At 39.4% G+C, this 26816-nt stretch carries 18 protein-coding genes; 8 read left to right on the forward strand and 10 right to left on the reverse strand.

The window, feature by feature from the left end; translation table 11 throughout:
* Window positions 1–45: 45 nt before the first annotated feature.
* Both serC and IPH84_01365 read right to left on the reverse strand, forming a co-directional pair.
* A complete protein-coding gene (gene serC / locus IPH84_01360) occupies window positions 46–1116 on the reverse strand; it encodes a 3-phosphoserine/phosphohydroxythreonine transaminase (protein ID MBK7171888.1) in 1071 nt (356 codons plus the stop codon).
* A gap of 287 nt (window positions 1117–1403) precedes the next feature.
* The gene (locus IPH84_01365) at window positions 1404–2312 is read right to left on the reverse strand and encodes a hypothetical protein (GenBank protein MBK7171889.1); all 909 of its coding nucleotides are present in this window, start codon (window positions 2310–2312) and stop codon (window positions 1404–1406) included.
* Between the two features lie 188 nt (window positions 2313–2500).
* On the opposite strand from IPH84_01365, the gene IPH84_01370 reads away from it, so the two are divergent.
* From IPH84_01370 to lon, 3 genes are all read left to right on the forward strand, one after another.
* On the forward strand, window positions 2501–3562 hold the full coding sequence (locus IPH84_01370) for an acyl-CoA reductase (GenBank protein ID MBK7171890.1): 1062 nt from the start codon (window positions 2501–2503) through the stop codon (window positions 3560–3562).
* A gap of 94 nt (window positions 3563–3656) precedes the next feature.
* A complete protein-coding gene (locus IPH84_01375; protein MBK7171891.1) occupies window positions 3657–3929 on the forward strand; it encodes a type B 50S ribosomal protein L31 in 273 nt (90 codons plus the stop codon).
* A gap of 217 nt (window positions 3930–4146) precedes the next feature.
* Window positions 4147–6570 carry an endopeptidase La gene (gene lon / locus IPH84_01380; GenBank protein ID MBK7171892.1) on the forward strand — a complete coding sequence of 808 codons (2424 nt, stop codon included), beginning with the start codon at window positions 4147–4149 and terminating at the stop codon, window positions 6568–6570.
* A 130-nt stretch (window positions 6571–6700) separates the two neighbouring features.
* Here the strand turns inward: lon and IPH84_01385 are convergent, their stop codons facing one another.
* Complete coding sequence (locus IPH84_01385) at window positions 6701–8683, reverse strand: T9SS type A sorting domain-containing protein (GenBank protein ID MBK7171893.1); 1983 nt, start codon at window positions 8681–8683, stop codon at window positions 6701–6703.
* Between the two features lie 214 nt (window positions 8684–8897).
* Between IPH84_01385 and IPH84_01390 the strand changes: the two genes are divergently transcribed.
* The 4 genes from IPH84_01390 (at window position 8898) to IPH84_01405 (ending at window position 14470) form a co-directional block, all read left to right on the forward strand.
* Window positions 8898–10553, forward strand: a complete 1656-nt coding sequence (locus tag IPH84_01390) for an ABC transporter substrate-binding protein (protein MBK7171894.1) — start codon at window positions 8898–8900, stop codon at window positions 10551–10553.
* Between the two features lie 133 nt (window positions 10554–10686).
* Complete coding sequence (locus IPH84_01395) at window positions 10687–11238, forward strand: hypothetical protein (GenBank protein MBK7171895.1); 552 nt, start codon at window positions 10687–10689, stop codon at window positions 11236–11238.
* A gap of 1 nt (window position 11239) precedes the next feature.
* Window positions 11240–12130, forward strand: coding sequence for a 4-hydroxy-tetrahydrodipicolinate synthase (locus tag IPH84_01400; GenBank protein ID MBK7171896.1), 891 nt, complete (start codon window positions 11240–11242; stop codon window positions 12128–12130).
* A 30-nt stretch (window positions 12131–12160) separates the two neighbouring features.
* Window positions 12161–14470, forward strand: a complete 2310-nt coding sequence (locus IPH84_01405; GenBank protein ID MBK7171897.1) for a T9SS type A sorting domain-containing protein — start codon at window positions 12161–12163, stop codon at window positions 14468–14470.
* A 72-nt stretch (window positions 14471–14542) separates the two neighbouring features.
* Here the strand turns inward: IPH84_01405 and IPH84_01410 are convergent, their stop codons facing one another.
* From IPH84_01410 to IPH84_01425, 4 genes are all read right to left on the reverse strand, one after another.
* Entirely contained in the window at window positions 14543–15439 is an 897-nt protein-coding gene (locus IPH84_01410; protein MBK7171898.1) for a T9SS type A sorting domain-containing protein, read from the reverse strand.
* Between the two features lie 107 nt (window positions 15440–15546).
* Window positions 15547–17757 (reverse strand): hypothetical protein, encoded by a 2211-nt coding sequence (locus tag IPH84_01415; protein MBK7171899.1) that lies wholly within the window; start codon window positions 17755–17757, stop codon window positions 15547–15549.
* 54 nt (window positions 17758–17811) lie between these two features.
* Window positions 17812–19857: an NAD-dependent DNA ligase LigA gene (gene ligA, locus IPH84_01420; GenBank protein MBK7171900.1), complete on the reverse strand. Its 2046-nt coding sequence runs from the start codon at window positions 19855–19857 to the stop codon at window positions 17812–17814.
* Window positions 19857–21401 carry a glycosyltransferase family 39 protein gene (locus IPH84_01425; GenBank protein ID MBK7171901.1) on the reverse strand — a complete coding sequence of 515 codons (1545 nt, stop codon included), beginning with the start codon at window positions 21399–21401 and terminating at the stop codon, window positions 19857–19859. The genes ligA and IPH84_01425 overlap by 1 nt, the downstream gene beginning before the upstream one ends.
* 185 nt (window positions 21402–21586) lie before the next feature.
* Here IPH84_01425 and IPH84_01430 point away from each other — a divergent pair, with 185 nt between their 5' ends.
* On the forward strand, window positions 21587–23629 hold the full coding sequence (locus IPH84_01430) for a S9 family peptidase (GenBank protein ID MBK7171902.1): 2043 nt from the start codon (window positions 21587–21589) through the stop codon (window positions 23627–23629).
* 26 nt (window positions 23630–23655) lie between these two features.
* On the opposite strand, the gene miaA is transcribed toward IPH84_01430, so the two are convergent.
* From miaA to IPH84_01445, 3 genes are read right to left on the reverse strand one after another with little or no spacing between them, the layout of a single operon-like run.
* Complete coding sequence (gene miaA / locus IPH84_01435; protein ID MBK7171903.1) at window positions 23656–24561, reverse strand: tRNA (adenosine(37)-N6)-dimethylallyltransferase MiaA; 906 nt, start codon at window positions 24559–24561, stop codon at window positions 23656–23658.
* Window positions 24562–24605: 44 nt separating this feature from the next.
* On the reverse strand, window positions 24606–25196 hold the full coding sequence (locus tag IPH84_01440) for a hypothetical protein (protein MBK7171904.1): 591 nt from the start codon (window positions 25194–25196) through the stop codon (window positions 24606–24608).
* Between the two features lie 49 nt (window positions 25197–25245).
* Complete coding sequence (locus IPH84_01445) at window positions 25246–26712, reverse strand: HD domain-containing protein (protein MBK7171905.1); 1467 nt, start codon at window positions 26710–26712, stop codon at window positions 25246–25248.
* Window positions 26713–26816: the final 104 nt, after the last annotated feature.

Consider the following 26816-nt stretch of genomic DNA (forward strand, 5'->3'; position numbering starts at 1 on the left):
GTGTAAGAATGGACATTTAACCATTAACTGTCCGGATCAAATCAATTAAGCGTGGATATTCTCAAATTCATTCATACAATCGACCAATGCCTGGACACTTTCAATAGGTAGTGCATTGTAAGCTGAAGCCCTGAAACCTCCAACTGACCGATGGCCTTTGATACCAATCATTCCTTTGGTTTTGGCGAATTCCATGAAAGCGTCTTCCTTATCGGCATACTTTTCTTTCATGACAAAGCAAATATTCATGATTGAACGGGCTTCCTTCACGGCGGTACCGACAAACATCCTGCTATTATCAATGGCATTATACAGAAGGTTGGCCTTTGCATTGTCAAGCTCTTCCATTTTCTTTACACCACCCATATCCTTTACCCATTTAAGGGTTTCCTTTAAAGTGTAGATATTAATACAAGGAGGTGTGTTGAACATAGATCCTTCTTTAATATGTGTGCGATAATCAAGCATAGTAGGAATAACCCTTTCAACTTTGCCCAGCATATCTTCACGAACAATAACGAAAGTAACACCAGCAGGACCTGCATTTTTCTGCGCGCCACCATAAATCATGGCATATTTTGAAACATCAACCGGACGGCTTAGGATATCGCTCGACATATCAGCAATCAATGGAACCTTACAATCAAAATCTGTTCTGATTTCTGTCCCATAAATCGTATTATTGGTAGTGATATGGAAATAATCTGCGTCTGCAGGAACTTCCCATCCCTGGGGAATATATGTGAAGTTTTTATCAGAAGATGAGCCCACAACAGCTACTTCTCCAAATAATTTAGCTTCCTTAATAGCTTTCTTTGCCCAAACACCTGTCTCCAGGTAGGCAGCTTTCTTGTTCATAAAATTGAAAGGCACCATGCAGAACTGAAGACTGGCTCCACCTCCAAGGAAGAGAACCTGATAACCTTCAGGAATATTTAGTACTTCTTTAAAGAGACTAACTGCTTCATCCATTACAGCCTGGAAATCTTTGCTTCTATGAGAAATCTCCAGAATTGACATCCCAATTCCATTGAAATCAAGAATTGCTTTGGCAGTATTCTCAATAGCCACCTGGGGAAGGATACATGGACCGGCATTAAAATTGTGTTTTTTCATACGAAAAAGGTTTAGTTAATTCTTTAAAAAGTTATTATTCTGTGAGTTGACTAACAATCAAAAATAACTGTTACTCTTATAGATACCTTCTGAATCTTGATACAAAGCTATAAAACAAATAATTCATTCAAAAAAAAATCAGATACTTTTTATACTCATTCCTGGAAGGTTTGCGAAAGCAATTCTGAATAGAAAAAGTTATCCCGGAAAGAAGTCTTGCAAACCCTTTCAAATTCAGCATTTCCAATCGAAATGAAGATTAGAAACAAGCCTTTAAAACATGAAAATCATCTCGTTTTGGCTTTCTTTCCGGGAGCTTGGAGGGTTGGATTCTCAACCATAATATCTTCTGCCAGAACCCAGTATCCTTCTTTAAAAATATAAGCATCATATGTATCTCCAGCAGGGACATAAAACCTTCCTATTCCTGTCAAACTAGGATCCATTGGTGCCAGTCGGTCCATTACTATCATCCATTCAGGTACTTCCCTGGTTCGACGCCCTTTCTGAACCATCAATTTCTGGTAATCATACCTTAATAATGCATTTGCATTTTCAGCATACTCAATGAGAACCCTTGATTTTAATCCTTCCTTGGTTTTAAAAACAGCTTCACCAAGAAAAGGAGTGCCTGAATCATCAAAGCTTAGAATATCAATTATTTTGAAATTTGAGGTCGCATTATGTCCATCCCAACCTAACAGTGTATAATAGGTTCTATGATTGTAAGACTTTTCGACAAGAGAATAATATATGGCACCATACCATTGATCCAGGGGAATCTTCTCCTTTGGAAATCCGGTAAGGTTGGATTCTCCTGACTTCATCAAAACGATATTACCCCTTTCTGTCAGCAGAATACCATTATAATGAAAGAATCCTTCTGAAAGTGGAACATTCCAGGTAAAAAGCCTGAAGCGGGAGTCTTTGTCCTTGAGTTTTGATATTCCTTTCAGCGAATCAAATGGATATTCAAAGGCTCCTTCCGAAGATAGCACAGCCATGAGTTTATTTGTCATTTTCTCATTAAGCTGTAGTTTTACAGAGTCACTTTTAGTTTTCCATAGTTGAGTCCCCATTTTCACCAACGTGTCTTCCTGCTGCTGAAATTCGCCTGGAATCTGAGCCTTTAAAGATTTATGGCCTGAAATAACAAGCAAGAATATGATTAGAATGAAGCTGTTTTTTAAACTCATAAGTATTGTAATGAATTATCATACAAAAGTATACGATTAAGCGGTAATTTTGCTATCCAAATCGCCTGATGCAAGCCCGGTACCCGGATTCAGGGAGAAGTTACTGATTATCAATCCTTCCGGTTTGAAGATTACTGTTGAATATTAACAAAGTCTCTTAAAAGGAAGACCCATAAACACCTCAAAATATGACAACAGTTCCAACCCTGGAAAATAGAATTCAGAGTTTCGTTCGCCTGGGCACCATTATTAAAGAGTACTACCTTGGCATTCTTTCAGGGACATCAAATGAATGTGTTATACTGGATTCTGCAATCGCTAAGGCATCCCTTATGAATCCCTGGTTTACAGGTACCAACATCCATTTTGCGATGTCAACATGGGCTGAAACACTCACAGAATCGAATTTGCAGCAATGGATATTTCCCTATAGCGGGTCAATGGATCCGGTTGTGATGAAAAAAATTGCTGTAATCATGGCTGGAAACATTCCCCTGGTGGGCATGCATGATTACTTATGTATACTTCTTTCAGGAAATAAATTCATTGGGAAACTTTCAAGGAATGATTCCATTCTTTTGCCAGCGATTCATGAACTTCTTTGCACCATCGAACCAGGGTTTATTCAAATGGTAGAATTTGAAAATGAAAAGCTGAAAGGGTATGATGCTGTGATTGCTACTGGCAGCAATAATACTGCCCGCTATTTTGAGTATTATTTTGCAGATGTTCCTCATATTATAAGGAAAACCAGGAATGGGGTAGCCATTATACAAGGTAATGAGACGGAGAAGGATTTGCAGGCATTAGGAATTGATATTTGCCAGTTCTTCGGATTAGGCTGCAGAAGTATCTCAAAAGTTTACCTGCCCCGTGGATATAATCCTCAATTGATCCTGGAGGCCTGTACTTCATTTTCAGCACTTCTCAATGATCACCATAAGTATATGAATAACTACATTTATCAAAAGACGATTCTTCAGATGAACCTGGCTTACTTTTATGACAATGGCACCCTTATTATGGTTGAAAATGATGCTTTTGCTTCACCGGTTTCCGTTGTAAATTTCGGCTATTATGACAGTATTGAGGTGCTGGATACTTTCCTTGAAGCAGAAAGCTCCAATATTCAGTGTATTGTAATGGCCGGACATCCGGATGGTAAAACAGAGCCGGGAACCTCCCAGAAACCAGCATTATGGGAGTATGCAGATGGAGTAGATACATTAAAATTCCTCATTGGACTATGATTTCAATGCTTCTTTGCAAGAAAATTCCAACAATATTTGTTTCTATTTAAAAAAAGCATAATTTTGCAGCCCTCAAATAAAGCAGGAAATTTATATGAAAAAAGACATCCATCCCAAAGAATACCGACTGGTCGTATTTAAAGATATCTCAAATGATCATTCATTCATGACCCGTTCAACGGTTGCCACTAAAGAATCAGTTGTTTGGGAAGACGGCAAGGAATACCCACTTGTCAAGCTTGAAATTTCAAACACCTCTCACCCTTTCTATACTGGTAAGATTAAACTGGTTGATACTGCCGGTCGTGTTGATAAGTTCCGTCAGAAATTTGAGAAACATCTCCAAATGAAAAATAAAGCCAAATAAAACGGCTTTCCAGATATAAAAGCTGCCTTGATGGCAGCTTTTTTTTTACCAATATTCTCTAATTCCCTTATTTTTATCTGAACAACGCAGGAATTACCTTGTTCTCCTTCTGTGGCATGATTATTGACTTTTCCTCACCACTCATCCTGATAGCAGGAGGTTTCGGGTGTATGTCATAATGACATGTCCTAATAAGTTTATAATTTGAAAGAAAAAGATGTCGAACTTGCTTGAAGATGAAACTGAATTCATTCCTTTGCTTTCAGCGGAGGACGAAGAATTAATCAATGCAGAAAAAGTACCTGCAGATTTACCCATATTACCTTTACGAAATACTGTTCTTTTTCCCGGTGTTGTGATTCCCATCACAGTTGGAAGGGATAAATCAATTCGACTGATAAAGGAATATTATAAAGGAAGCCGGATCATTGGAGTTGTTTCCCAGAAAGATCCTGAAATCGAAGACCCGGCATTTGAAGATCTCAACAGGATTGGTACGGTAGCCTATATTATCAAAATACTCCAGATGCCTGATGGCAATACTACCGCCATTATCCAGGGAAAGAAACGATTTGAATTAGGGAATCTGCTTCAGAGTGACCCTTATTTCAAGGCCTCGGTTGCTGAGTTTGATTCTCCTTCTGCCTATTTAAAGGATGACAAATCTTTTGAAGCACTTATAGCTTCCATCAAAGATTTATCTATTCAAATCATCAGCCAGTCACCTAATCTGCCCAGTGAAGCGGCTTTTGCAATAAAAAACATTGAGAGTTCTGTCTTCCTGGTGAATTTTGTAGCTTCTAACCTTAATATTGAGCTTTCAGAAAAGCAGAACTTACTTGGTATAAAGGATCTGGATCAGCGGGCAAATATGGTATTGTCGCTGCTTACCAAGGAATTACAAATGCTTGACCTAAAGAACCAGATCCAGAATAAAGTGAAGGTTGATATGGATAAGCAGCAGCGTGATTATCTGTTAAACCAGCAACTAAGGCTTATCCAGGAAGAACTTGGAAATAATCCCAATGAGCAGCAGCTGAATGATTTAAAACAAAAGGCTGCTTCCAAAAAATGGCCCGAATCTGTAGGGGCTACATTTGACAAGGAAATGAGCAAAATCATCCGGATGAATCCTGCTGCAATGGAATATTCCATGCAGTTGAATTACCTGGAAGCTATTGTTGATCTGCCATGGGAAAGCTATACAGAAGACAATTTTGATCTGAAAAATGCCCAGGATGTTTTGGATAAAGACCATTACGGAATGGACAAAGTAAAGGAACGTATCATTGAATACCTTGCAGTGCTTAAGCTCAAAGGTGACATGAAATCACCCATTCTTTGTTTGGTGGGCCCTCCGGGTGTTGGTAAAACTTCCCTCGGAAAGTCTATCGCCAAAGCATTAGGACGCAGTTATATTCGAATGTCTTTAGGGGGCCTGCATGATGAATCAGAAATCAGAGGCCACAGACGCACCTATATTGGAGCTATGCCCGGCAGGATCATACAAAGTATTCGGAAAGCAAAATTTTCAAACCCTGTATTTGTTCTTGATGAAATCGATAAAGTTTCAGGTATGACGGTAAATGGTGACCCTTCGGCTGCTTTGCTTGAAGTACTGGATCCTGAACAAAACCTGGCTTTCTACGATAATTTCCTTGAAATCGAATATGACCTCTCTAAGGTAATGTTCATTGCCACAGCCAATACATTGAGTACCATCCATCCCGCTCTTCGCGACAGGATGGAGATTATTGACCTGAGTGGTTACTTACTTGAAGAGAAGATTGAAATAGCCAAAAGGCACTTGATTCCCAAGCAATTGAGAGAGCATGGCATGACTACAAAAACGATCTCCTTCCCTAAAGCAACACTGGAGAAACTTATTGAAGACTATACCAGGGAATCGGGTGTTCGTCTGCTGGAAAAAAATATTGCCAAAGTTATCCGAAGCAGGGCAAAATATATTGCTATGAATGAGACTTTTAATAAGTCTATTACCCCTGATAACCTCCAGGGTATTCTTGGAAATTCGATTTTCCAGCAAGAAAAGAGCTTTTCCAATAAAGTTGCCGGTGTGGTGACAGGATTAGCCTGGACTGCAGTGGGTGGTGAGATCCTTTTTGTTGAAGTCAGTTTAAGTCCGGGAAAGGGTAATCTCACAATTACCGGAAACCTTGGAGATGTCATGAAGGAATCAGCAACCATTGCTTATGAATACCTGAAAGCACATGCCTGGATGCTCAGTATTCCTGTTGAAATATTCGAAAAATGGAATGTTCATATTCATGTTCCTGAGGGTGCCACACCAAAAGACGGTCCTTCCGCAGGGATCACAATGTTCACGGCCCTGGCTTCTGCATTTACCCAACGAAAAGTAAAGAGTAAACTTGCCATGACCGGCGAAATCACTCTTCGGGGAAGGGTTCTTCCTGTAGGAGGAATCAAGGAGAAGATACTGGCCGCAAAACGTGCAAGGATTACAGATATCATCCTTTCTTCAGATAATAGAAAAGAGATTGAGGACATCAAGAAAGAGTACATTAAAGGGGTGAATTTTCATTACATCAATGAAATGATCGAAGTGATTGAACTTGGACTTACCAAAGAAAAAGTTGACTCCCCCCTTAATCTGAATTAGCTTAGCTTACTACACAATAAATGAATCGCCCGGGAATCTGTTGCATGACAGTTTCCCGGGCGAAAAGTTTTATTCAGTATTGTGATTAATTAAGCCTCTGCTGTTTATGGCCAGAACACCATATTCATTGTTATTGCCTGATAATTTTAAAAGATTTTACCTGGTTTCCGGAACTAAAGTTTAGGAAATAAAAACCAGAGGGCAAATTACTACCATCCCATTCGAATTCATGGATTCCGGCTGATTGTTTTGGCAGCGACTTCTGAAAAACGACCCTACCCATTGGATCAGTTACAGTTATATTTGAATTAGAAGGCTGGTCAAGTGAATACCTTATAATTACCTGACTATCAAACTGCGTTGGAAATACTGATATTCCCGGATTCTGAGCTTCAGGTTCATCGATAGAGACAATGGTACTGGCTTGTTTTAGGACAATATCATTATGAGGATCAAACTGTAGGTTGGCGGGTTGCTGATCAAATTCAAAAGTAAAAATCTGGTTATTATAACTGTTGAAAACCCTGATTATGGTGTCAGTGAGGTTCATAAAACTGATTCTTAATTCAATGGGCATCTGCCAATAATATAATGAAGCCTGTTGCTGGCGTGCAGTAAAGGTCACCTGCCATTTACCATCCTGTAGGGGTTTAAAAGAATAGACATTTTTATAAGAGGGATGGTTAGGTTTGTATATCCAGGCATCAAAGAACCAATCCAGCTCCTGTTCGGTGACAGTTTCCATCTTGGTTTTAAAATCACCTATTGTTGCAGATTTATATTTGAAATCTACTGTATCAGTTGCATAGGCTTTGATACCTGCAAAATAAAGGCTGTCACCCAATACATATCTTAATTGGTGCAACACACAGCTACCTTTCATGTATGTGATGGCATAATTAAACAAGGTATTGGAACTTGGCGTGTTAACCGCCCAGTCAGGGTTAGAAATTGCCCAACCCGGGTTCGCTGACAGGTAATAGCTGGCATTTCCATCTATTTCATTTTTGTAGGCACTATATCCGGACACATTCTCAGTCCAGTGAGCTTCAGTCCATGTTGCAAAACCTTCATTTAGGAAAATATCTGCCCAGGTAGCACAAGTGATCATATCACCAAACCACTGGTGGGCAAATTCATGCGCTACTAACCATTCGTCCCAGCAATCCGGACAAAGACTGGTTAATGTCTGGTTCTCCATTCCGCCCCATGCAAATTGATTATTTAAAGTGGCAAAACCATTCTTTTCAAAAGGATGATCCCCAAATTCATGAGAAAAGAATGTAGTCATATCCCCTATGATAGCCTCCATAGGTCCGGGGTTTTCATTGTTGTTATAATAGAAACGCATGGGTACCACTTCATTGGTATTGGGGTTGGTCCAATAGACAATATCCAGTTTATAATTCACTTTAGAGGTAAGGATAACAAGGTAAGTTGCCACAGGATCACGGCTTATCCAATGATAGGTAATTGAATTGGTTCCGGGAATGGAATCCTGCAGCCTGCCATTGGAAGCCAATTTGACATTAGCAGGGACCTTAGCCTTAACTGAGACTGTGGCTTTATCACTGGGATGATCGTAACAGGGGAACCATTTCCTTGCACCTTCCGGTTCACAATCGGTGAAAAGGAATCCTCCGGATACATATACTGCATTGTCTTCCACATTATTATGCTGATAATAAATTTTAATCATTGCTATTTCACCAGGCAGATAGGTCCTGTCGAGTGAAATATTTAAAAGATTATTTGAATGTGTAAAAGCAGATGCTGCCATACCGACCGAATCAATCGTAAGTGACAGAGTATTTGCATTAAGTTCTATCGCGTTTAAAGCAGTATCAATTCTGAATTGAATCACTATGTTACCCTGAAAATTCCTGGGATATGGGGATGAATAGTTATTCATCAGGTCAAGTTCCATGGAGTAGTCCAAAACATCAAAAGAATGAGCCGGGGCATTTGGAGAGAATTGCTTCGACATGCCGGATAATTCATTTTGGATTTTTTTTGCATGGCAGTATTCATGTCCCCTTGAGAATTTCTGGACTTGTGCAGTCGTGAGCAAAGAAATAAGAAGGAAAAAAGTAAGTAAGGAGATGCGATTCATATCAGTAGTATTTGTTATTGACACAAAGGTAAAGGTTATTTGAATAGCCAAAATGATAACTATTGCTTATACTATTGCCAAATGTTGTAATCTGTTAAGGGTACAATCTGTATCCATGTGGCTAACCAGTTCTAAAGGAAAATTGCATTGCATTTACAATTAGGTTCTCTGTACGTCCTTCCTTTAATTAATTTTGAAGCTTAAATAAGTTTCTATGCCCAGGTTCTTAGCATTATTCTTTGTTTTGATGATTTTCTGTTTGATTTCTTCCTGCAGGCATTCACAAAAATCAGACAACAAACGAACAGTTTTCAGGTACAATGAATCCTCAGGAATCAGTTCTCTTGATCCGGCATTTGCAAGGAACCAGGCTAATATCTGGGCTATTAACCAGCTTTTCAATGGTTTATTACAGTTAGATGAACAGCTTTCCCCACAACCTTGTATTGCTAAAAGCTGGATTATTTCGGAGAATGGATTAGTTTATACTTTTCATTTACGCAATGATGTTTATTTTCATGACTCCGGAATTTTCACTTTCGGGAAAGGCAGAAAAGTGGTTGCGAATGATTTTGTATATAGTTTCAACCGACTGACAGACCCCACTACAGCATCCCCAGGCGCCTGGATTTTTAACCAGGTTGAACAGGTTAATAACAAATATGCCTTTAAAGCATTGAATGACACTACCCTGGAAATCAGGCTAAAATCACCATTCCCACCCTTTCCAGGCTTATTATGTATGCAATACTGTTCTGTAATTCCAAGGGAGGCTATTGATGCCTATGGAGCTGATTTCAGAAAAAATCCGATTGGAACAGGTCCATTCAGATTGAAATATTGGAAAGAGGGTGTAAAACTGGTAATGGAAAAGAACCAGCACTATTTTGAGAATGAAAATGGAGCCACCCTCCCCTACCTGGATGCCATTTCCGTAAGCTTTATTGTTGATAAGCAATCAGCATTCCTGGAATTTATCAAAGGGAACCTCGATTTTATGTCTGGAATTGATGCCAGTTATAAAGATGAATTACTTAGTCGTTCAGGAGAGTTAAACCCGAAGTATGCATCGAAGATTTCACTTACTAAAGCGCCATACCTTAATACTGAGTACCTGGGCATACTGGTGGATAGCAGTATGAGGTCAAATGCAAACAATCCACTTTCCGATCAATATATCAGGCAGGCAATCAATTACGGATTCGACAGAGTTAAAATGATGCAATATCTTCGCAATAATATTGGTATTGCAGGCACTGCAGGATTTATTCCACCCGGTTTGCCCTGGTTCGAGACCTCTGAGATACCCGGTTATAATTTCAACCCAGCCCTGGCAAAGGAACTAATGGCAAAAGCCGGTTACCCCGGTGGGGCTGGATTGCCCCCTATAACTCTATCAACCAATGCATCCTACCTGGATCTGTGCAAGTATATACAGAGCCAGCTGAATGAATTAGGTTTCGATATTCGCATTGATGTTTCCCCTCCGGCTACCCTTCGTGATATGATTGCCAAATCGGAAGTGCCTTTTTTCCGCGGTTCATGGATTGCCGATTATCCTGATGCTGAAAACTACTTATCACTTTTTACCACTGCTAATTTCTGTCCGGTTGGGCCCAATTATACTCATTTCTCTGATAAAGAATTTGACAAACTTTATAACCAGGCTTTAACAGAAAGGAATGACAGTGTAAGAGGAAAATTATATATGAAGATGGATCAGCTGATCATGAAAAAAGCGCCGGTGGTTGTGTTGTATTATGATCAGGTGCTACGATTTAGTGGAAATAATATCAGGAATCTTGGAAGCAATCCACTTAACCTGCTAACATTGAAAAAAGTACAGAAAATAAACCTTAGTAATCAATAGTTGTTTCAAGTAAAGGCATAAATAAAATTCGAAGCTTAAATACTGTAAAGTATCAAATTGTTTAACTTAGCACGTCGATTGATCATAATCGCTACTAAATGCGAAGGATTAAGAAACTTAAATACTTGATTCCTTGAGTCTAATAAATAATATCCGGTATCGTTTCGCGCGTAAAAACCTTGAACAGGAGCATCAGAAGCTCTCGCGTACAAGGAAACCTTTGAATCTTGATAATTCCAGGTATATAGCTTTGCTTTATTATATTCCTGATGAAGATAGCTATAAAAAAATTGAAGATCTACTTAAGTTACTAGGTGATAGAAACATAAAAGTAAAAGTGGCTTGTTATACTGATCAAAAGGTTATTCCTCATTATTTCATCCCCAAATTAATGCAGGATATCCTTACTGTAAAGGACACCAATTGGTATTATTTTCCTGTAAAACCTTTTGTTAAGGATTTCTTACAAGAAGAATTCGATATATTGATTGATCTTTCCTTAAAGGAGTATATTCCTTTACTATATCTTGCTGCCAATGCAAAAGCAAGTCTTAAAATTGGTCGTTTTGACGAATCACATCAACACTACTATGATCTAATGATTGACATCCCCCAGGATTCAACATTGGAGTATTTTATTGAACAGGTCATGCATTATCTGAATAAAATTAATACAGAATCATAAGATGAATTCAAGATTCAAAGGAACTGGTGTTGCCCTGGTCACGCCTTTTCATAAACAAGGAACCATTGATTTCGGCTCACTTGAGAAACTGGTCGAACATTGTATAGCAGGTGGCATCAATTATCTTGTTGTTCAAGGGACTACGGCTGAAACGGCAACTCTGAACAAAGAAGAAAAGCATGCCCTCGCTGAGTATATTGTTGAAATTGTCAACAAACGCGTTCCACTCGTATTGGGTATAGGAGGTAATAATACACAGGATGTAGTTAATGTGCTCAGGTCCTGCACCTGTGATGGCTTTGATGCCATCCTGACGGTTACTCCATTTTATAACAAACCCCAACAAAGAGGATTGTATCTGCATTATAAAAATATTTCAGTTGTCAGCCCTTTGCCTATTATCATGTATAATGTTCCTTCACGGACAAGTGTGAACATGAAAGCTGAGACAACCCTGCAGCTGGCACATGATTTTGATAATATCATCGGCATCAAGGAAGCCTCTGGAAATCTTGAACAGATAATGGATATTGTAAAAGACAAGCCTAAGGAATTTCTTGTTATTTCAGGTGATGACCTGTTAACATTACCATTGTTATCTATGGGTTGTGAAGGTGTGATCTCTGTTGTGGCTAATGCATATCCACAGGAATTCTCTCAAATGGTGCAATTAGGATTAAAAGGTGAATTCAAGAAAGCCCGGGAGTTACATTTCAAACTAACTGAATTTATTAAGGCTTTATTCATTGACGGGAATCCGGCAGGAATTAAAGCTGCATTGGAAATCAAGGGAATACTGGCAAACAACCTTAGACTACCTTTAGTTAAAGTAGAGAAAAACATCTATAACCAGATAGCATCTCTCATTCAGGAACTGGATGCCAGCAAGTAAAACTCATTACTGCTTAAAAAACTTTTATAAATGAAACAACTTTTTACCCTAATTGCAGGTATTCTCCTGATCATAAATGTTTCTGCACAGGATAATTCCAGGAACCTGGAGAGTGCCAACCAACAACTAGATAGCCGTGGAGAAGTCTATTTTCAGTTTAACCTTGAAGACAGGCAAGATATTGGATTGATTTCAAGGATGATATCTGTAGATAAAATTACAGGGAATCAGGTCATTGCATATGCCAATAAAAAAGAGTTTCAGAAATTCCTGGAATACACATCGGAGTTTGAGACACTTTTGCCTCCTTCACTTTCAGTTTATGCCGAGATGTCTGATGATCCAAAACAGGTACTGGACTGGAATTATTATCCTACCTATACTGCCTATGAAACAATTATGTCGGATTTTGCAGCCAATAACCCCGATATATGCCGTTTGATCACCATAACCACACTAAGCAGTGGTCGTAAAATTCAGGCTTTAAAAATCACAGATAACCCTGACATTCAAGAAAATGAACCGGAATTTTTATACACCTCTTCCATTCACGGGGATGAAACAACCGGATATATCCTGATGCTTCACCTTATCGATTATCTCCTCACCAACTACACCACTGATCCGCGGATCACAGAGATGATCAACAATACTGAAATTTATATTAACCCGCTCGCTAATCCTGATGGAACCTATAAAGGTGGTAATGGTTCTGTAAATGGAGCTACCCGGGGCAATGCCAATAATGTTGATCTCAACAGGAATTATGCAGACCCTGCTGCAGGCCCACATCCTGATGGTAACCCATGGCAACCTGAAACTATTGCCTTTATGAATTTCGCAGGATTTCACCACTTTGTCATGTCTGCAAATTTCCACGGGGGTGCTGAAGTGCTCAATTATCCCTGGGATACCTGGTCACGTCTTGCCGCAGATAATGACTGGTGGGTACATGTATGCCGGGAATATGCTGATACCGTTCATGCTCATGCCCCATCAAATTACTTAAGAGATTTTGATAATGGGATTACCAATGGTTATGCCTGGTATACCATTACCGGCGGACGGCAGGATTACATGAATTTCTTCAGGAATTGCAGGGAAGTTACTATGGAAATTTCTAACACTAAGCTGCTGCCTGCCAATCAATTGATTAATCATTGGAATTATAACTACCGTTCACTCCTCAATTATATTGAACAATGCAATTATGGCCTTCACGGAGTAGTTTCTGATTCAATTACTGGTGCTCCTTTAAATGCGAGGGTTTTTATTTCCGGACATGACCAGGATAGTTCACATGTTTTTACTGATCCCACAGTGGGTGATTACCATCGATTATTAAAAGCAGGTCAATATAATGTTACTTTTTCTGCTGCAGGTCATTATCCCAAAACCATAACTGTTCAGATTACAGATTTCCAGAAACTTGATCTCAATGTTCAGTTGTATGATGGTAAACTTCACACCAACTTCACCAGTGATGTGAATTATGTGCAGATAGGATCATCTGTTCATTTCCAGGATCAATCAGCAGGGAGTCCGGATAGTTGGAGATGGGAATTTGAGGGAGGCACACCTTCATCCTCAATTGACCAGAATCCTGCCATCGTTTATAATGAAATCGGGAATTTCAATGTAAAACTTGTCATCAGCAGGACCGGAAGTAATGACTCACTGGTTAAAGAAGGTTATATTTCAGTCAAGGAAGGTTTAAATATTGGAAATCAATCAGCTACTATCTGTGACGCATTGTTTTTTGATTCCGGCGGAGCATCAACTGCATATTCAAATAATGAATCAACTGTGATGACAATATCTCCTACAGGACAAAATAATAAGCTAAAGGCCAGTTTTATAAGGTTCAACCTTGAAGATTCGCAGGACTGTTTAAATGACTGGTTAAAGGTTTATGACGGAACCACAACTTCATCAGCCCTGATAGGTACCTACTGCGGTAATCAGCTCCCTGCTGATATTCAATCGACTAACATACTGGGTGCTCTTACTTTTGAATTCCATTCTAATAATGAGATCACCGCAGAAGGATGGACAATTTTACTTGAATGTGACTCAAATGTTGGAATTGAAGAAAAAACAACCACCAATATCAAGGTCTATCCCAATCCTGTTACAGATGGTTTTTTTGAAGTTCAGGCAAACAACCCTATTGAAAACATAACTATGTTTGATGCCCAGGGGCGCAGGGTAAGTTATTCAGAGCCCAACCACAATATTGTACGAGTTTCCACTAAGGTTTCGAATGGCATTTACGTGCTGAAAATCAGAATACAAGGCAAAGAATATTCTCAAAAGATCATCATTTCTCAGCCTCAATAAATTCTTCAAAACATAAACAGTAAGAGCAGGCTCAAGGCCTGCTCTTACTGTTTATGGACTAGTTTGAAACCTTTATTTCTTAATCACCAACTTTCGTGTTTGTGCAGCAAACGAAGCATGCATACTGAGAAAATAGAGTCCATTATGTATTCTTGCTGAGGAAAGATCCAGCATAACGGTATTCGATCCCGGAGCAACATCAAACTGATACTCTGCTACCCGATTACCGATATTGTCATTTAATATAAAGTTTACCTGGTCACCTTTAGGACTATAGAAAGATACTTTCACAAATTGCGATGCCGGGTTAGGGAAAACATTAACCTCTAATTTTGTTGTTAATGGTTCAACTGATGTAACAGTACCATCGAAAGCCAGATCGTCCAGCCATATAAAGCTATTCTTTACCGGATTTGAAGAGCTGGATGAGATCATAATGACAACAGAATCAGGAATTGCCGCGGATCGATATGTGAATGGAAAGTTAAAATCACCCCAGGAATGAAGCATTCCACTGGTATTTCCCGATAGTATTGCAATGGTATCGCGCTGATGAACGGACGTATTCCATTTGGTTAACCAGCCACTAAACGTTGCAACATCAGTTCCATATCCCATGAACTGCCATTTTCCCTTTAGTTTTTCCGGTCTGCCTGTAAATGGAATACCCGATTTTGGTTTGAGGGTAGCTTCATCCAGCATTCCACTGACAATTATGCCAGGTGTAATGGTTCCAGCTACATCCTTGGTCATAAGCTTTACAAAAGCTGCACCTGAAGCTGGTCCGGAAACGCCTTTGGTAATAGTATAAACTCCAGAACCAGAAGTAGATGCGTTCATATTCCCCCAAAAATCAGGTGTTTCAAAGCTTCCTACTGTTGTCCAATTCTCAAAACCTGGATTGGGTAGTTGCGCTGAAATTGAGAGAGCAAGTCCAAATGTCAGAAAAAATAAATAGATCTTTTTCATAGTATCCGGGATTAAAAATCCTTTATCAATAACAACTATTGCACCATTATGACTTATAGAACAGCAAAAAAAGATTAAAATCTGTTAAAGCTATTTTGAATGATGAATCAGTTGTATCTCAGGTAATCAGAAATCATGGGCAATTCTTCTTCATTAACACCATTCATCAAAAGGAATTCAGAATCCGATGCCAGGATTTCATTAAATCGGGCAAAGCTAATTTCATCCCCTGCGACTGACTGTCGGTAATACTCCATCGCCCTGGATTTATTTTCCAAACACAACTCAATATGGCCGGCATTTATGAAGTCATGAGCAGATGGTTCATCAAGAAGAACCTGGTTCGAATAGTTCTGTGCCAGTTCGAGTTTATTTAAAACCAGGCAGCACCAACTAATAGGTCGCAGAATTTTCTTATTGTCAGGTGAAAGAAATTCAACCCTGAAATAATGATCCAGGGCTTCATTAAATTGCTTTTCATCGAGCAGGCAATTTCCGGCCATAGTGTGCAGGTAAATATCATCCTGAGCTATTAGGAGAGCATCCTGACACCATTTCAATGCAGAGAGATTATCATTCAATTTCCGATAGCAAAATATGATCTTTTTAACACTCCATAATCGGTTAGTCTCGTATATTTCGGCCTTTTTATAATATTTTAATGCATTTTGATAATCACCCAGCAATTGGTAGCAATAGGCAAGTTTTTCAATCACAGCCTGCTCAGGGTTCTGAATAGTGGAAAGATATTCAAAAATATGAATGGCTTCCTTGTAATGTTCCTTTTCGAAAAGGAAATGACCCGCCTTTTTTAATACCTCTGGAGAATCTTTGATCAGGTTAAAGAGTCCCGATCCCTGAATATCCCAATCCAGGGCGAAAATATCCCTGAAATCATTTCTGAAGGGATGCAGTTTGAAGAAGCGGTAAAGATCCTGAATATACTGAGTGAAAATATAATTCTCCCTTTCAGGCTTATGCAGTATTTTATCCTCCAGACTGATTTCATGAAGACTCTCAGCCTCTAAATTAAAGAGCCCCATAAGATTCTTGCTATGTTCTTCTGGCAGGTGTCCTACATTAAGACAAAATGAATATTTATCAGAATTGCACATGTAAAATGATTCTTCCATTCCGGTAAGGAACCGTTCTCGTTGAACAGGATCACCCTGGATCGATTCGATAGCAGTATCATTTTCCTTATAAAAAGGCCTGAACCAGTTAGACAGCTCACGGAAAAAATCAAAATTCTTAAGCATTGCAAAAGTGCCCATGAACAGGTCTAACCCTTCCATCTGCATTTCAGACATTTTCTCGATTTTACCCAATAAATCTGGACTATCTTCGAAAATTTTCTCCCAGTCAGGATTTTTATCTTCAATTAAATCATTAGCTAAAAGGTTGTCAAGATCAAGTTTTTCTTTAATCTTTGATTCAAATTTCTGGACATCAGGAAGAATTTCATCTTTGAACCGGGTGGTAAGTTTTTCCGTTTCCCTGGCTTTGAGAATCTGGATCAACACCATTTGGATGTGCTGAAAAAAGGACTCTTCCTGAATACATTCCCCCAATTTTTCCTTAATGGCCGGATATAGTTCAATTCGGTGCCCATACAAATAAATAGCTATTACCAAGCCTGTTAAAGCCCTTTGCCATACCTGGTCCTGCTGGTCATTGTAGAAATCAATCAATACCAGGAATTTTTCTTTATCAAAGCAGTTTAAAAGGCTTAAAGTCAAAGCACTAACTGCCAAACTTTTTTCATACCAGGGCAACTCATCTGTTTTCCTGATAGTTGCCAGCAGACGAAGATCAGTATCTACATATTTATCTGTAAGCCAGATCAACTGAAATAAGCGGGGAGAAATGTGAGGAACAGTGGAATCTATTTCTTCTCCTTCTACATCGGTTTCATGCAGCAGCCTGGCTAATTCCTTATCAAAGTGCAAAGAATCCAGCTTTCTGGCAGCTTCTTCCTTTGCCATTTCCTTTTCTTTCTCAAGGACTGATTTTAATGAGTAGATATGCATCCCGGTATTGGAGAGTGCTTTCTGCTGAATCAAATCAGTGAGTTCTAAAATAGAGACCCTTAAAGATTGATAAATTTTATTTCGCTGAGGATCCGGAACACTCCTGAATGTGTATTCAAGGAGCATCCTGTAGGTTTGATCCAGGTTCTCATACTGCAATGTATGATCAGCAATATGAATGCCTTCCATTAGGGAAGAGAGCTTAATCAAAGCCTCTTTCAATCGGTTCAAATGAACGAGTGAGTGGATATCAGAACTGAGTTTTTCTATTTCCTTTTTGCTGCGCATCATCTATAAGTTTTGTGTGCATCAACTCAGTCAGAAAGAGTAAATGAAAGGAAATCAGGTACCCAGCATTTGTATAAACTCTTCTTCAGAAATGATCTTCACACCCAGTTGTTCAGCTTTTTTTTGCTTTTCAGGGCCCATTTTATCTCCGGCTAACAAGAAATCTGTATTCTTTGAAACTGATCCTGTATTTTTTCCTCCATGCAGTTCAATCATCTGTTTGATCTGATCGCGGGAGAACTGGCTGAATACTCCGCTTACCACAAATACTTTGCCTGATAATACTTCTGACAAAATGGCTGTTTCTTCCATCTCAAACTTTAGTCCTGCTTTTCTCAAAGCTTCAATAAGATCAAGATGTTTAGGATTAGAAAAGTAAGAAACCAGGCTTCCGGCTATCTTCTCCCCGATCTCCTCAACAGTTATTAATTCATCGAAAGAAGCTTGGGTCAGCTTATCCATACTTTTAAAATGACGGGCAAGTTTTTTAGCTACCGTCTCACCAACATATCTAATTCCAATAGCGTACAATACCCTTTCAAAGGGAATTTGCCTGGAAGATTCTATTCCTTTAAGAATATTTTCAACAGTCTTTTCCCTGAAACTAATCTTTTTATCTTTTTCTCCTGCGGCTCCTTCCAGTATCCTTTCCAATCCTAAGAGCTGGTCAGAAGACAGCAAGTACAAATCAGCGGCATTTCTCAATTTACCATTATCAAAGAGGATTTCAATTTTCCCTTCTCCCAAAGTATCAATATTCATGGCCTTTCGACTGATAAAATGCTCTAATTTGCCTTTAATCTGGGGAGGACATTGATCTTCATTAGGACAAAACCAGGCAGCTTCCCCTTCATTTCTTTCCAGTACGGTGCCGCATTCAGGACAACTGGAAATAAAACGCAATGGTTCAGAAAACAGATCTCTTCTAGTCAGATCAACTGCGGTGATTTTAGGGATAATTTCTCCACCTTTCTCTACAAAAACCTGGTCTCCAATCCTGATATCCAGTTTTTCAATAATATCTGCATTATGAAGACTTGCCCTTTTAACGGTTGTACCTGCCAGGTGCACAGGTTTCAAATTGGCCACAGGAGTAACTGCTCCTGTCCGACCCACCTGGTAATCGACAGATAACAATTGAGTAACTGCTTGTTCTGCTTTATATTTGTATGATATAGCCCAGCGGGGTGATTTTGCTGTAAATCCAAGTAATTCCTGTTGTGCCAGAGAATTCACTTTAATTACGATGCCATCAATATCATAGGGAAGTTTATCCCTGATCTTGCCGATTTCATGAATAAATTGAACTACTTCACTCATGGAATGACATAATTTACTTTTTTCTGATACTTTGAAGCCCCATGATTTCAATGCTGCAATACTCAACATATGAGTCTCATAGGTTCTTTTTGTTCCGAGCAGATAATACGCATAGTTATCCAGAGGCCGGCGGGCTACTTCAGCAGAGTTCTGCATTTTAAGGCTACCAGCAGTCGCATTTCTGGGATTGGCGAATGGCTGCTCCCCTATTTCCATTCTTTCACTGTTAAATTGTTCAAAGCCTTTGCGGGGCATAAAAATTTCTCCCCTGACTTCAAAATGATCCGGAAAATCGTTGCCGTGTAAGACTAATGGAATACTTTTTATTGTTTTAACATTCGCAGTAACGTCATCACCGCTAACCCCATCGCCCCTGGTAACAGCCCTCAGCAGACGTCCATTTTCATAAACCAGGCTAATGGAAACCCCATCAAACTTTAGTTCACAGACATATTCAACCTGTTCTGTCAGTAACTTACCAACCCTGAGATCAAATTCATTTAATTCTTCTTCTGAATAAGTATTACCCAGGGAAAGCATAGGATAAATATGACTGACGGACTGGAACTCCTTAGTAACTTGTCCACCAACCCGTTGAGAAGGTGATTCAGCTTGCAGAAGTGCAGGAAACTCCTTCTCCAGTTTAATCAGTTCTTCCATTTTCTGATCAAACTGATAATCTGATATTTCCGGTTGTGCCAGCACATAATACCGGTAGTTATGGTAGTTGAGTTCTTCTGAAAGCTCCTTTATCCGTTGTTTTGCTTCTTCGAAAATCATTATTGTACTTTTTCAGGAAAAAATGCTTTATTCCTATAAACAATTATTGTCTGGTTAAGGTTGACCGGGTTCAGAAAGAACATAACCTTATCAATATACCCGGGATAGATGGTTGTTTCATATTCGAGTTGAGGTAAGGTTTCTTTCAGACCTTCAATGCGTTTATCGAGATTGGTTTCTTCAAAAAAGCAAACGAACCTTGCATTCACGATATCTGTAGAATCACAATCCGGCACAGAACAATGCCATGAAATTCCCTCATTGGTTTTGGAGATTACCTGCATCCATTGTCCAGAATAAAACTGTGGCAGCATTTTAGCACTCCCATGATTGGTATCTTCCAGAAGAAGTACATCAATATTTTTATACCTGGATAAGTAAGACATAACTTCTACCCTTGAGCGCTTTGAATAACTGAATGTAATCCCTAATAATAATAAGGAGTTTAATACCCAGAAAAATATCCAGGAACCCTTCAGAAAGGTTTTATGTTTTAACCAGAATTTTCTTTCCCTGATGATTTCATTCCAGCCAATGGTCCCAAGGATAATAACAAAGGGTAAAATGGGAAATATAAACCTTTCCTGTTTATTAGGGAAAATAGAATGGAATACCAGGAAAAGAACAGATGGCAACCAGATCAACAGGTGTTTCTTCCAGACTTTAAAGAACCCGGCCAGGAGGAAGAATGAAATGGGGGGCAGAAGGATTCCTGCTATTAATAGTATATAGTTATACCAGGGCCCTGTGATGTAATCGTTGGCAGCTTCAAGGTTATACCTTATATATTCCCCTAATTCGGCAAATGGAAAACCCCATACAAAGAAATCGATAGCACCCTGAACGGGAATGATGGCTAACAGAACGCCCAGGCTAAAAACGAGCGTGGGTTTCCACTTTCCAAGGATGAGTAAAACAAGTCCTACCCCACTAATAAAAACGGCTGACTGGAAACGTATTGAAAAGCCAATGCCAATGATAATTCCAGCCAACAGATATTTTCTCAAGGGTTTGTCCGATTCTTCAGCTTTCAGAAGTTCATATATAGCAGCCATCAGGAAAGGAATACACACTATTTCCACCAGGTTTCTCACTCCCAGCATTGGGAAGAACCAGAGTAAAGCGAGCAACAGTCCGGTAGTTTTTGCATCCTCTTCGTTTGAGATTTTCCTGGCTATTTTGTAGCCATAGCCTACAATCAGCAGCGAAAAAAAAGCGTGTATTACTCTTACTATTAACATCTTGATCTGTGGATCCGACAATCCGATTGCATTACAGCACCAGAAAAATAAAAAATGCAGGCCTGAATAGAGCAGGCTATGTCCATCAGGTTGAACATTTGTTCTTCCCCCAGGCAACCATCCCTGATAGTTAATACCATCAGCCCATGCCTGAGCCGGTTCTATGACAAGAAAATGGTCATCATGCATACCAAATCCTTTTGAGAAGATAGCTGCCAGCAACCGGAGAATGATTGCAATAATAAGGATCAGTTGGAGTGGCTGATGCTTGAATTGTTCTTTTACTATCCTGGAAATCAGCATAAAAACAGCTTAAAATGATAAGTTAACAGAGATATAAAATTACGAATAGATGTGATCCCTATTGATCTTCACCTAATTTGCGTAAAAATTACCCGCAATGCAAAAGTGGGGAAAGTTTTAATAATTTGTGTCCCGAAATCGCATTTCAAGTATTTTCGTTGCTCATAAACTCAATCTAAAGCCAGATGAAGAAGCTATTTCTAATTGCCCTGTCTGCATTAATTTTTCTACATACTGAAGCTCAGCAAAGTATGACCCCTGAAAGGTTTACACCAGAGTTCCTGTGGAAACTAGGCAGGGTTAGTGAACCACAACTATCCCCGGATGGAAAAAATGTGATGTATGGCATTACACGTTATGATCTGGCTGAAAACAAAGGGAACCGCGATCTTTTCCTGATTCCGGTTACCGGAGGTGACAGCAGGAATATTACCTCATCGAAAGGAAGTGAATATAATGGGGTTTATAAACCTGATGGAACAAAGATTGCTTATTTAGCCTCCAAAAATGGATCCATGCAAATATTTGAAGCCAACCCTGATGGCAGTGGTGTGATTCAAATATCAGATGTTAATGGTGATATTACAGGATTTTCCTATTCACCTTCAGGAAATGCAATTCTATATACACTTCGGGTGAAACTGGATCAATCTGTTATTGATATGTATCCTGATCTGCCTAAAGCAAATGCCAGGATTGAAACAGATCTGATGTACAGGCATTGGGATTCGTGGAGTGATTATTCTTACAGTCATATTTTCATTGCCTCTATTGTACAGGGTAAAATGGCAGCAGGAGTTGATATTATGCAAGGAGAGCGATTCGACTCCCCGATGCTTCCCTGGGGAGGTATGGAACAAATTGCCTGGAACCCGGAAGGAACCATGGTTGCTTATACCTGTAAGAAGATGGTAGGGAAGGATTATTCCCTCAGCACTAACTCAGATATCTTTCTGTATGATATTGCCAGGCAAAATGTTCGAAATATCAGTGCCGGGAATATGGGATATGACCAGGACCCTGTTTTTTCACCTGATGGTCGGAAAATCGTATGGAGATCCATGGAAAGGGATGGTTTTGAAGCAGATAAGGATAGGATAATGATTTACCAGACTGAGAATGGTAAATATGAGGATTACTCGGTTCATTTCGATCAAAGTTCGAGCAACTTTGTATGGTCGTCAGATAGCAGGTCACTCTATTTCCTTAGCGGGCATCATGGGACCACCCAAATCTATACATTGAATCTTTCAAATAAAAATATTAAACCCCTCACTGAAGGGATGCACGATTACCTGTCAATACTCCTCGCCGGGAAAGATATCATTGGAGCACGCCAATCCATGCTTGCCCCTGCAGAACTCTTTAAAATAGATGCCAGCGGAACGGAAAAGCAGTTGACTTTCACCAATACAGATTTATTAAAAACGGTCCGCTCTGCTACAGTGGAAGGACGTTGGATTACCACTACCGACAATAAAAAAATGTTGGTTTGGATCATCTATCCCCCTGATTTCAATCCCAACAGAAAATATCCCACACTGCTCTTCTGTGAAGGAGGTCCTCAAACGATGGTGAGCCAGTTCTTCTCCTACAGATGGAATTTCCAGCTAATGGCTGCCAATGATTTTATTATTGTTGCCCCTAACAGAAGAGGTTTACCAGGGTTCGGACAGGAATGGAATGATCAGATCAGCGGTGATTATGGAGGTCAGAATATGAAAGACTATCTTGTGGCTATTGATTCACTTTCGAATGAACCATTTGTTGACAAACAAAAACTAGGTGCTGTAGGAGCTAGTTATGGCGGATTCTCAGTGCTTTGGTTAGCAGGACATCATGAAAAGCGATTTAAAGCATTTATCTCTCATTGCGGAATGTTTAACCTGGAAGATCAGTATCTTACCACTGAAGAGATGTGGTTTGTCAATTGGGATCTTGGTGGACCCTACTGGGAAAAGAATAATCCCAAAGTTGCTCATTCCTATGCCAATTCACCGCACAATTTTGTTGATAAATGGGATACTCCAATTCTTATCATTGAGGGAGAAAATGATTACCGTATCCCTTTTACCCAAGGAATGGCGGCTTTCAATGCAGCACAATTAAGAGGGATTCCTTCGAAATACCTGCATTTCCCGGAAGAGAATCATTGGGTATTGAAACCCCAGAATTCGGTATTATGGCAAAGAGAGTTCTTTAACTGGCTCAATAAATGGCTTAGATAATCTACCAATATTACCGGTTAATATCTTTATTGTACTCCCAGATTATTGAGTAGTTCCATTACTTCCTTAATTTGGGAGGGTTCAAACCAATGATAATCCGGATCTTTCCTGAACCATGTTAACTGGCGTTTGGCATAGCGCCTGGAATGTGTTTTAATATCCAGCACCGCTTGTTCCAGGGTGGATTTATGATCCAAATAATCAAATAGCTCCTTATATCCCACTGTATTCAAAGCATTCAACTGCTGGTATTGTTTCAGACTTTTTACTTCATCCAGCAATCCCATTTGCATCATTACATCCACCCGATGATTGATGCGCTCAAATAGCTGTAACCTTGGCAGGTTTAAGCCAATTTTAATGATATTAAAAGATCTTGTTTTGGATTGATTTAGCCGTTGTTCAGAATAAGGAACTGAAGTTTCTATGCAGACTTCCAATGCTCTTAGGATACGGTTTGGATTTGAAAGATCAACCTGCTGATAATAAGCAGGATCGTATTTCTGCAATAATTCCCTGAGTCCTTCAATTCCTTTATCTGCCAGAACCTTCTTCAGATCATGACGAATTTGAGGATCCGGGTCTGGAAACTCATCTACACCATTACAAACAGCATCAATATATAAACCTGATCCCCCTACCAGGAGGACTACTTTTTTATTGACAAATAATTCTTTCAGGATCGAAAGACAATCCTGTTCAAACCTGGAAATATTGTAGTAATCATTAACAGAGAGGTGGCCAACAAAAAAATGCTTAATGGCTGCTAATTCACTTTCAGAAGGTTTAGCAGTACCTATATTAAGTTCTTGATAAAATTGCCGGCTATCCGCTGAAATAATGACTGCATCAAGACTTTTAGCAAGTTCGATGGCAAAAGCAGTTTTGCCCACTGCAGTAGGGCCTGCGATAACAAGAAGTGTGGTCAGCATCTGAAATCAGATATTAGAAGATGCTGTGAATGACTTTAATAATTCTACCATTCCGGTTCTGTAGAGAAATTTTCATCAACTTCCTCTTCCATATCACCATCTTTGATAAGATCGTTAAGTTCGCTCAGCATTGCTTCTTCGTCGGGATCGTCGAGGAAGGACTCATAATTGGGTATAACCATTGCGGCGAGGGTACCTTCCTGTTTTACGCAGAGAGGATAAACCTTTTTCTCATCGGCATCGAGTATCCGGATGAGTTCAATGAAAAAAGTACGCGGATTGAGAAAATCATACTCATAAAGTAGTCTCTGGTGAGGATCTTCAATGATATCCCTGATTTTTACATCATCCATTACCATCACCGGAATATGATTCTTTACCGGTGCATCTTCATCATATTCATCGATTGTTTGCGGGGCATCTGCTTCAGCAAGCATGTTGATGAGAGTGATTTCTTTACTTTTATTCCATTTTCGGTCACAAACAAAGAAAGATGCGAGTTCTTGTCCTTCAATTCCAACAGATTTCTGGACAATTTCGTGAAACTCCTTAAATGTTTGACCAGGCTTGATCTCAATATCTCTTAGGAAATCTTCCTGATCATCGTACAACAGCCTGAATCGGTAAGCTTGCATAGTGTGTTGGTGGTTTAAATCAGACGTAAAGTTACAAAAAAATACAAAATTATTTTTCTAGTTTATTGCTTTCAGATGGATTTGTAACATTAGATTCGGTAACAGTTTTGAATCCCAATTTCCGGCCTTCAGCCAGCATCATATGATAGGCATCTTCAAAACAGTTTTCAATAATTCCGTCGAGTATTGCTTCACGGATAGAAGTCTTGATGATTCCTACCTCTTTACAGGGAGAAATACCAAAGGTTTCCATGATCAATTCCCCTGAAATCGGTGGTTGCCAGTTCCGAAGCTTATCCTTTTCTTCTATTTCTTTAAGTTTTTTCCTGACGATCTCAAAATTACCCATGTATCTTTTAACTTTCTCGGGATTTTTTGAGGTTATATCTGCTTCACAGAGGGTCATCAAGTCGTCAATGTCATCTCCGGCATCGAACAGGAGACGCCGGATTGCTGAATCAGTGACTTCTTCTTCCGATAACACAATTGGACGAAGATGCAATTGAACCAGTTTCTGAACATATTTCATCTTTTCATTCAATGGCAGTCGCATGGAAGTGAAAATTGCAGGGATCATTTTCATCCCCTTGAATTCATGTCCATGAAAGGTCCAGCCGGTACCCGGATCAAAACGCTTGGTAACCGGTTTGGCAATATCATGCAGGAGAGCAGCCCAACGGAGCCAAAGATTATCTGTGTTTGGGGCAATCCGGTCCACCACTTCGAGCGTATGGTAGAAATTATCCTTATGACCCTTACCATCAATATTTTCGGCACCTTTCAATGCAACAAAATGTGGAAAAATTCTTTCCAGAAGATGGGAATCATCCAACAACAGGAAACCAGTTGAAGGACGGGATGAGAGAATTATTTTATTTAATTCTTCGGTAATACGTTCTTTGGAGATGATTTCTATTCGCTCAGCATTTCGCCTGATTGCCTGGAAAGTATCCGGATAAATCGTAAATTCCAATTGGGTAGCGAAACGGATTGCCCTCATCATTCTGAGAGGGTCATCAGCAAAGGTGATATCCGGGTTCAATGGCGTCTTGATAATCCCTTCCGATAAATCTGTCAATCCGTTAAAAGGGTCAATAAGATCACCGAATTGAGCAGTACCAAGGTCAAGTGCAAGTGCATTAATAGTAAAGTCACGTCTTAGCTGATCATCACTGATTGTACCAGGGCTAACGGCAGGCTTCCTGGATTCTTTTCTATAAGATTCTTTCCTTGCACCTACGAATTCAAGCTGCAAATCATCAAGCATGAACATTGCTGTCCCAAAATTCTTAAAAACAGTCACTTTCCTTACTCCCAAGGCTTTGGCTGTTTTTTCAGCAAGCTCAATTCCGTCTCCAGAAGTAACAATATCTATATCCTTCGAAGGGCGTTTCAGGAGCATATCCCTCACAAAACCACCAATTACATAGGCATCAGTGCTAAGCGAAGCTGCAGTATCTGATATAGTTTTAAAAACGGGGGTAGTAAGGTAACTGCTATAATTCGGTCGATTCATCAATACTATTTGTCAACATTCTCCTATTACCAACCAATTTGGAAGGGCCACAAAATTACAAATTTCGATGTGAATAGTTCTAGTTTTTTTTTCTTCAGGATGCT

The sequence above is a fragment of the Bacteroidales bacterium genome, assembly GCA_016707785.1.
Taxonomy (GTDB): domain Bacteria; phylum Bacteroidota; class Bacteroidia; order Bacteroidales; family UBA4417; genus UBA4417.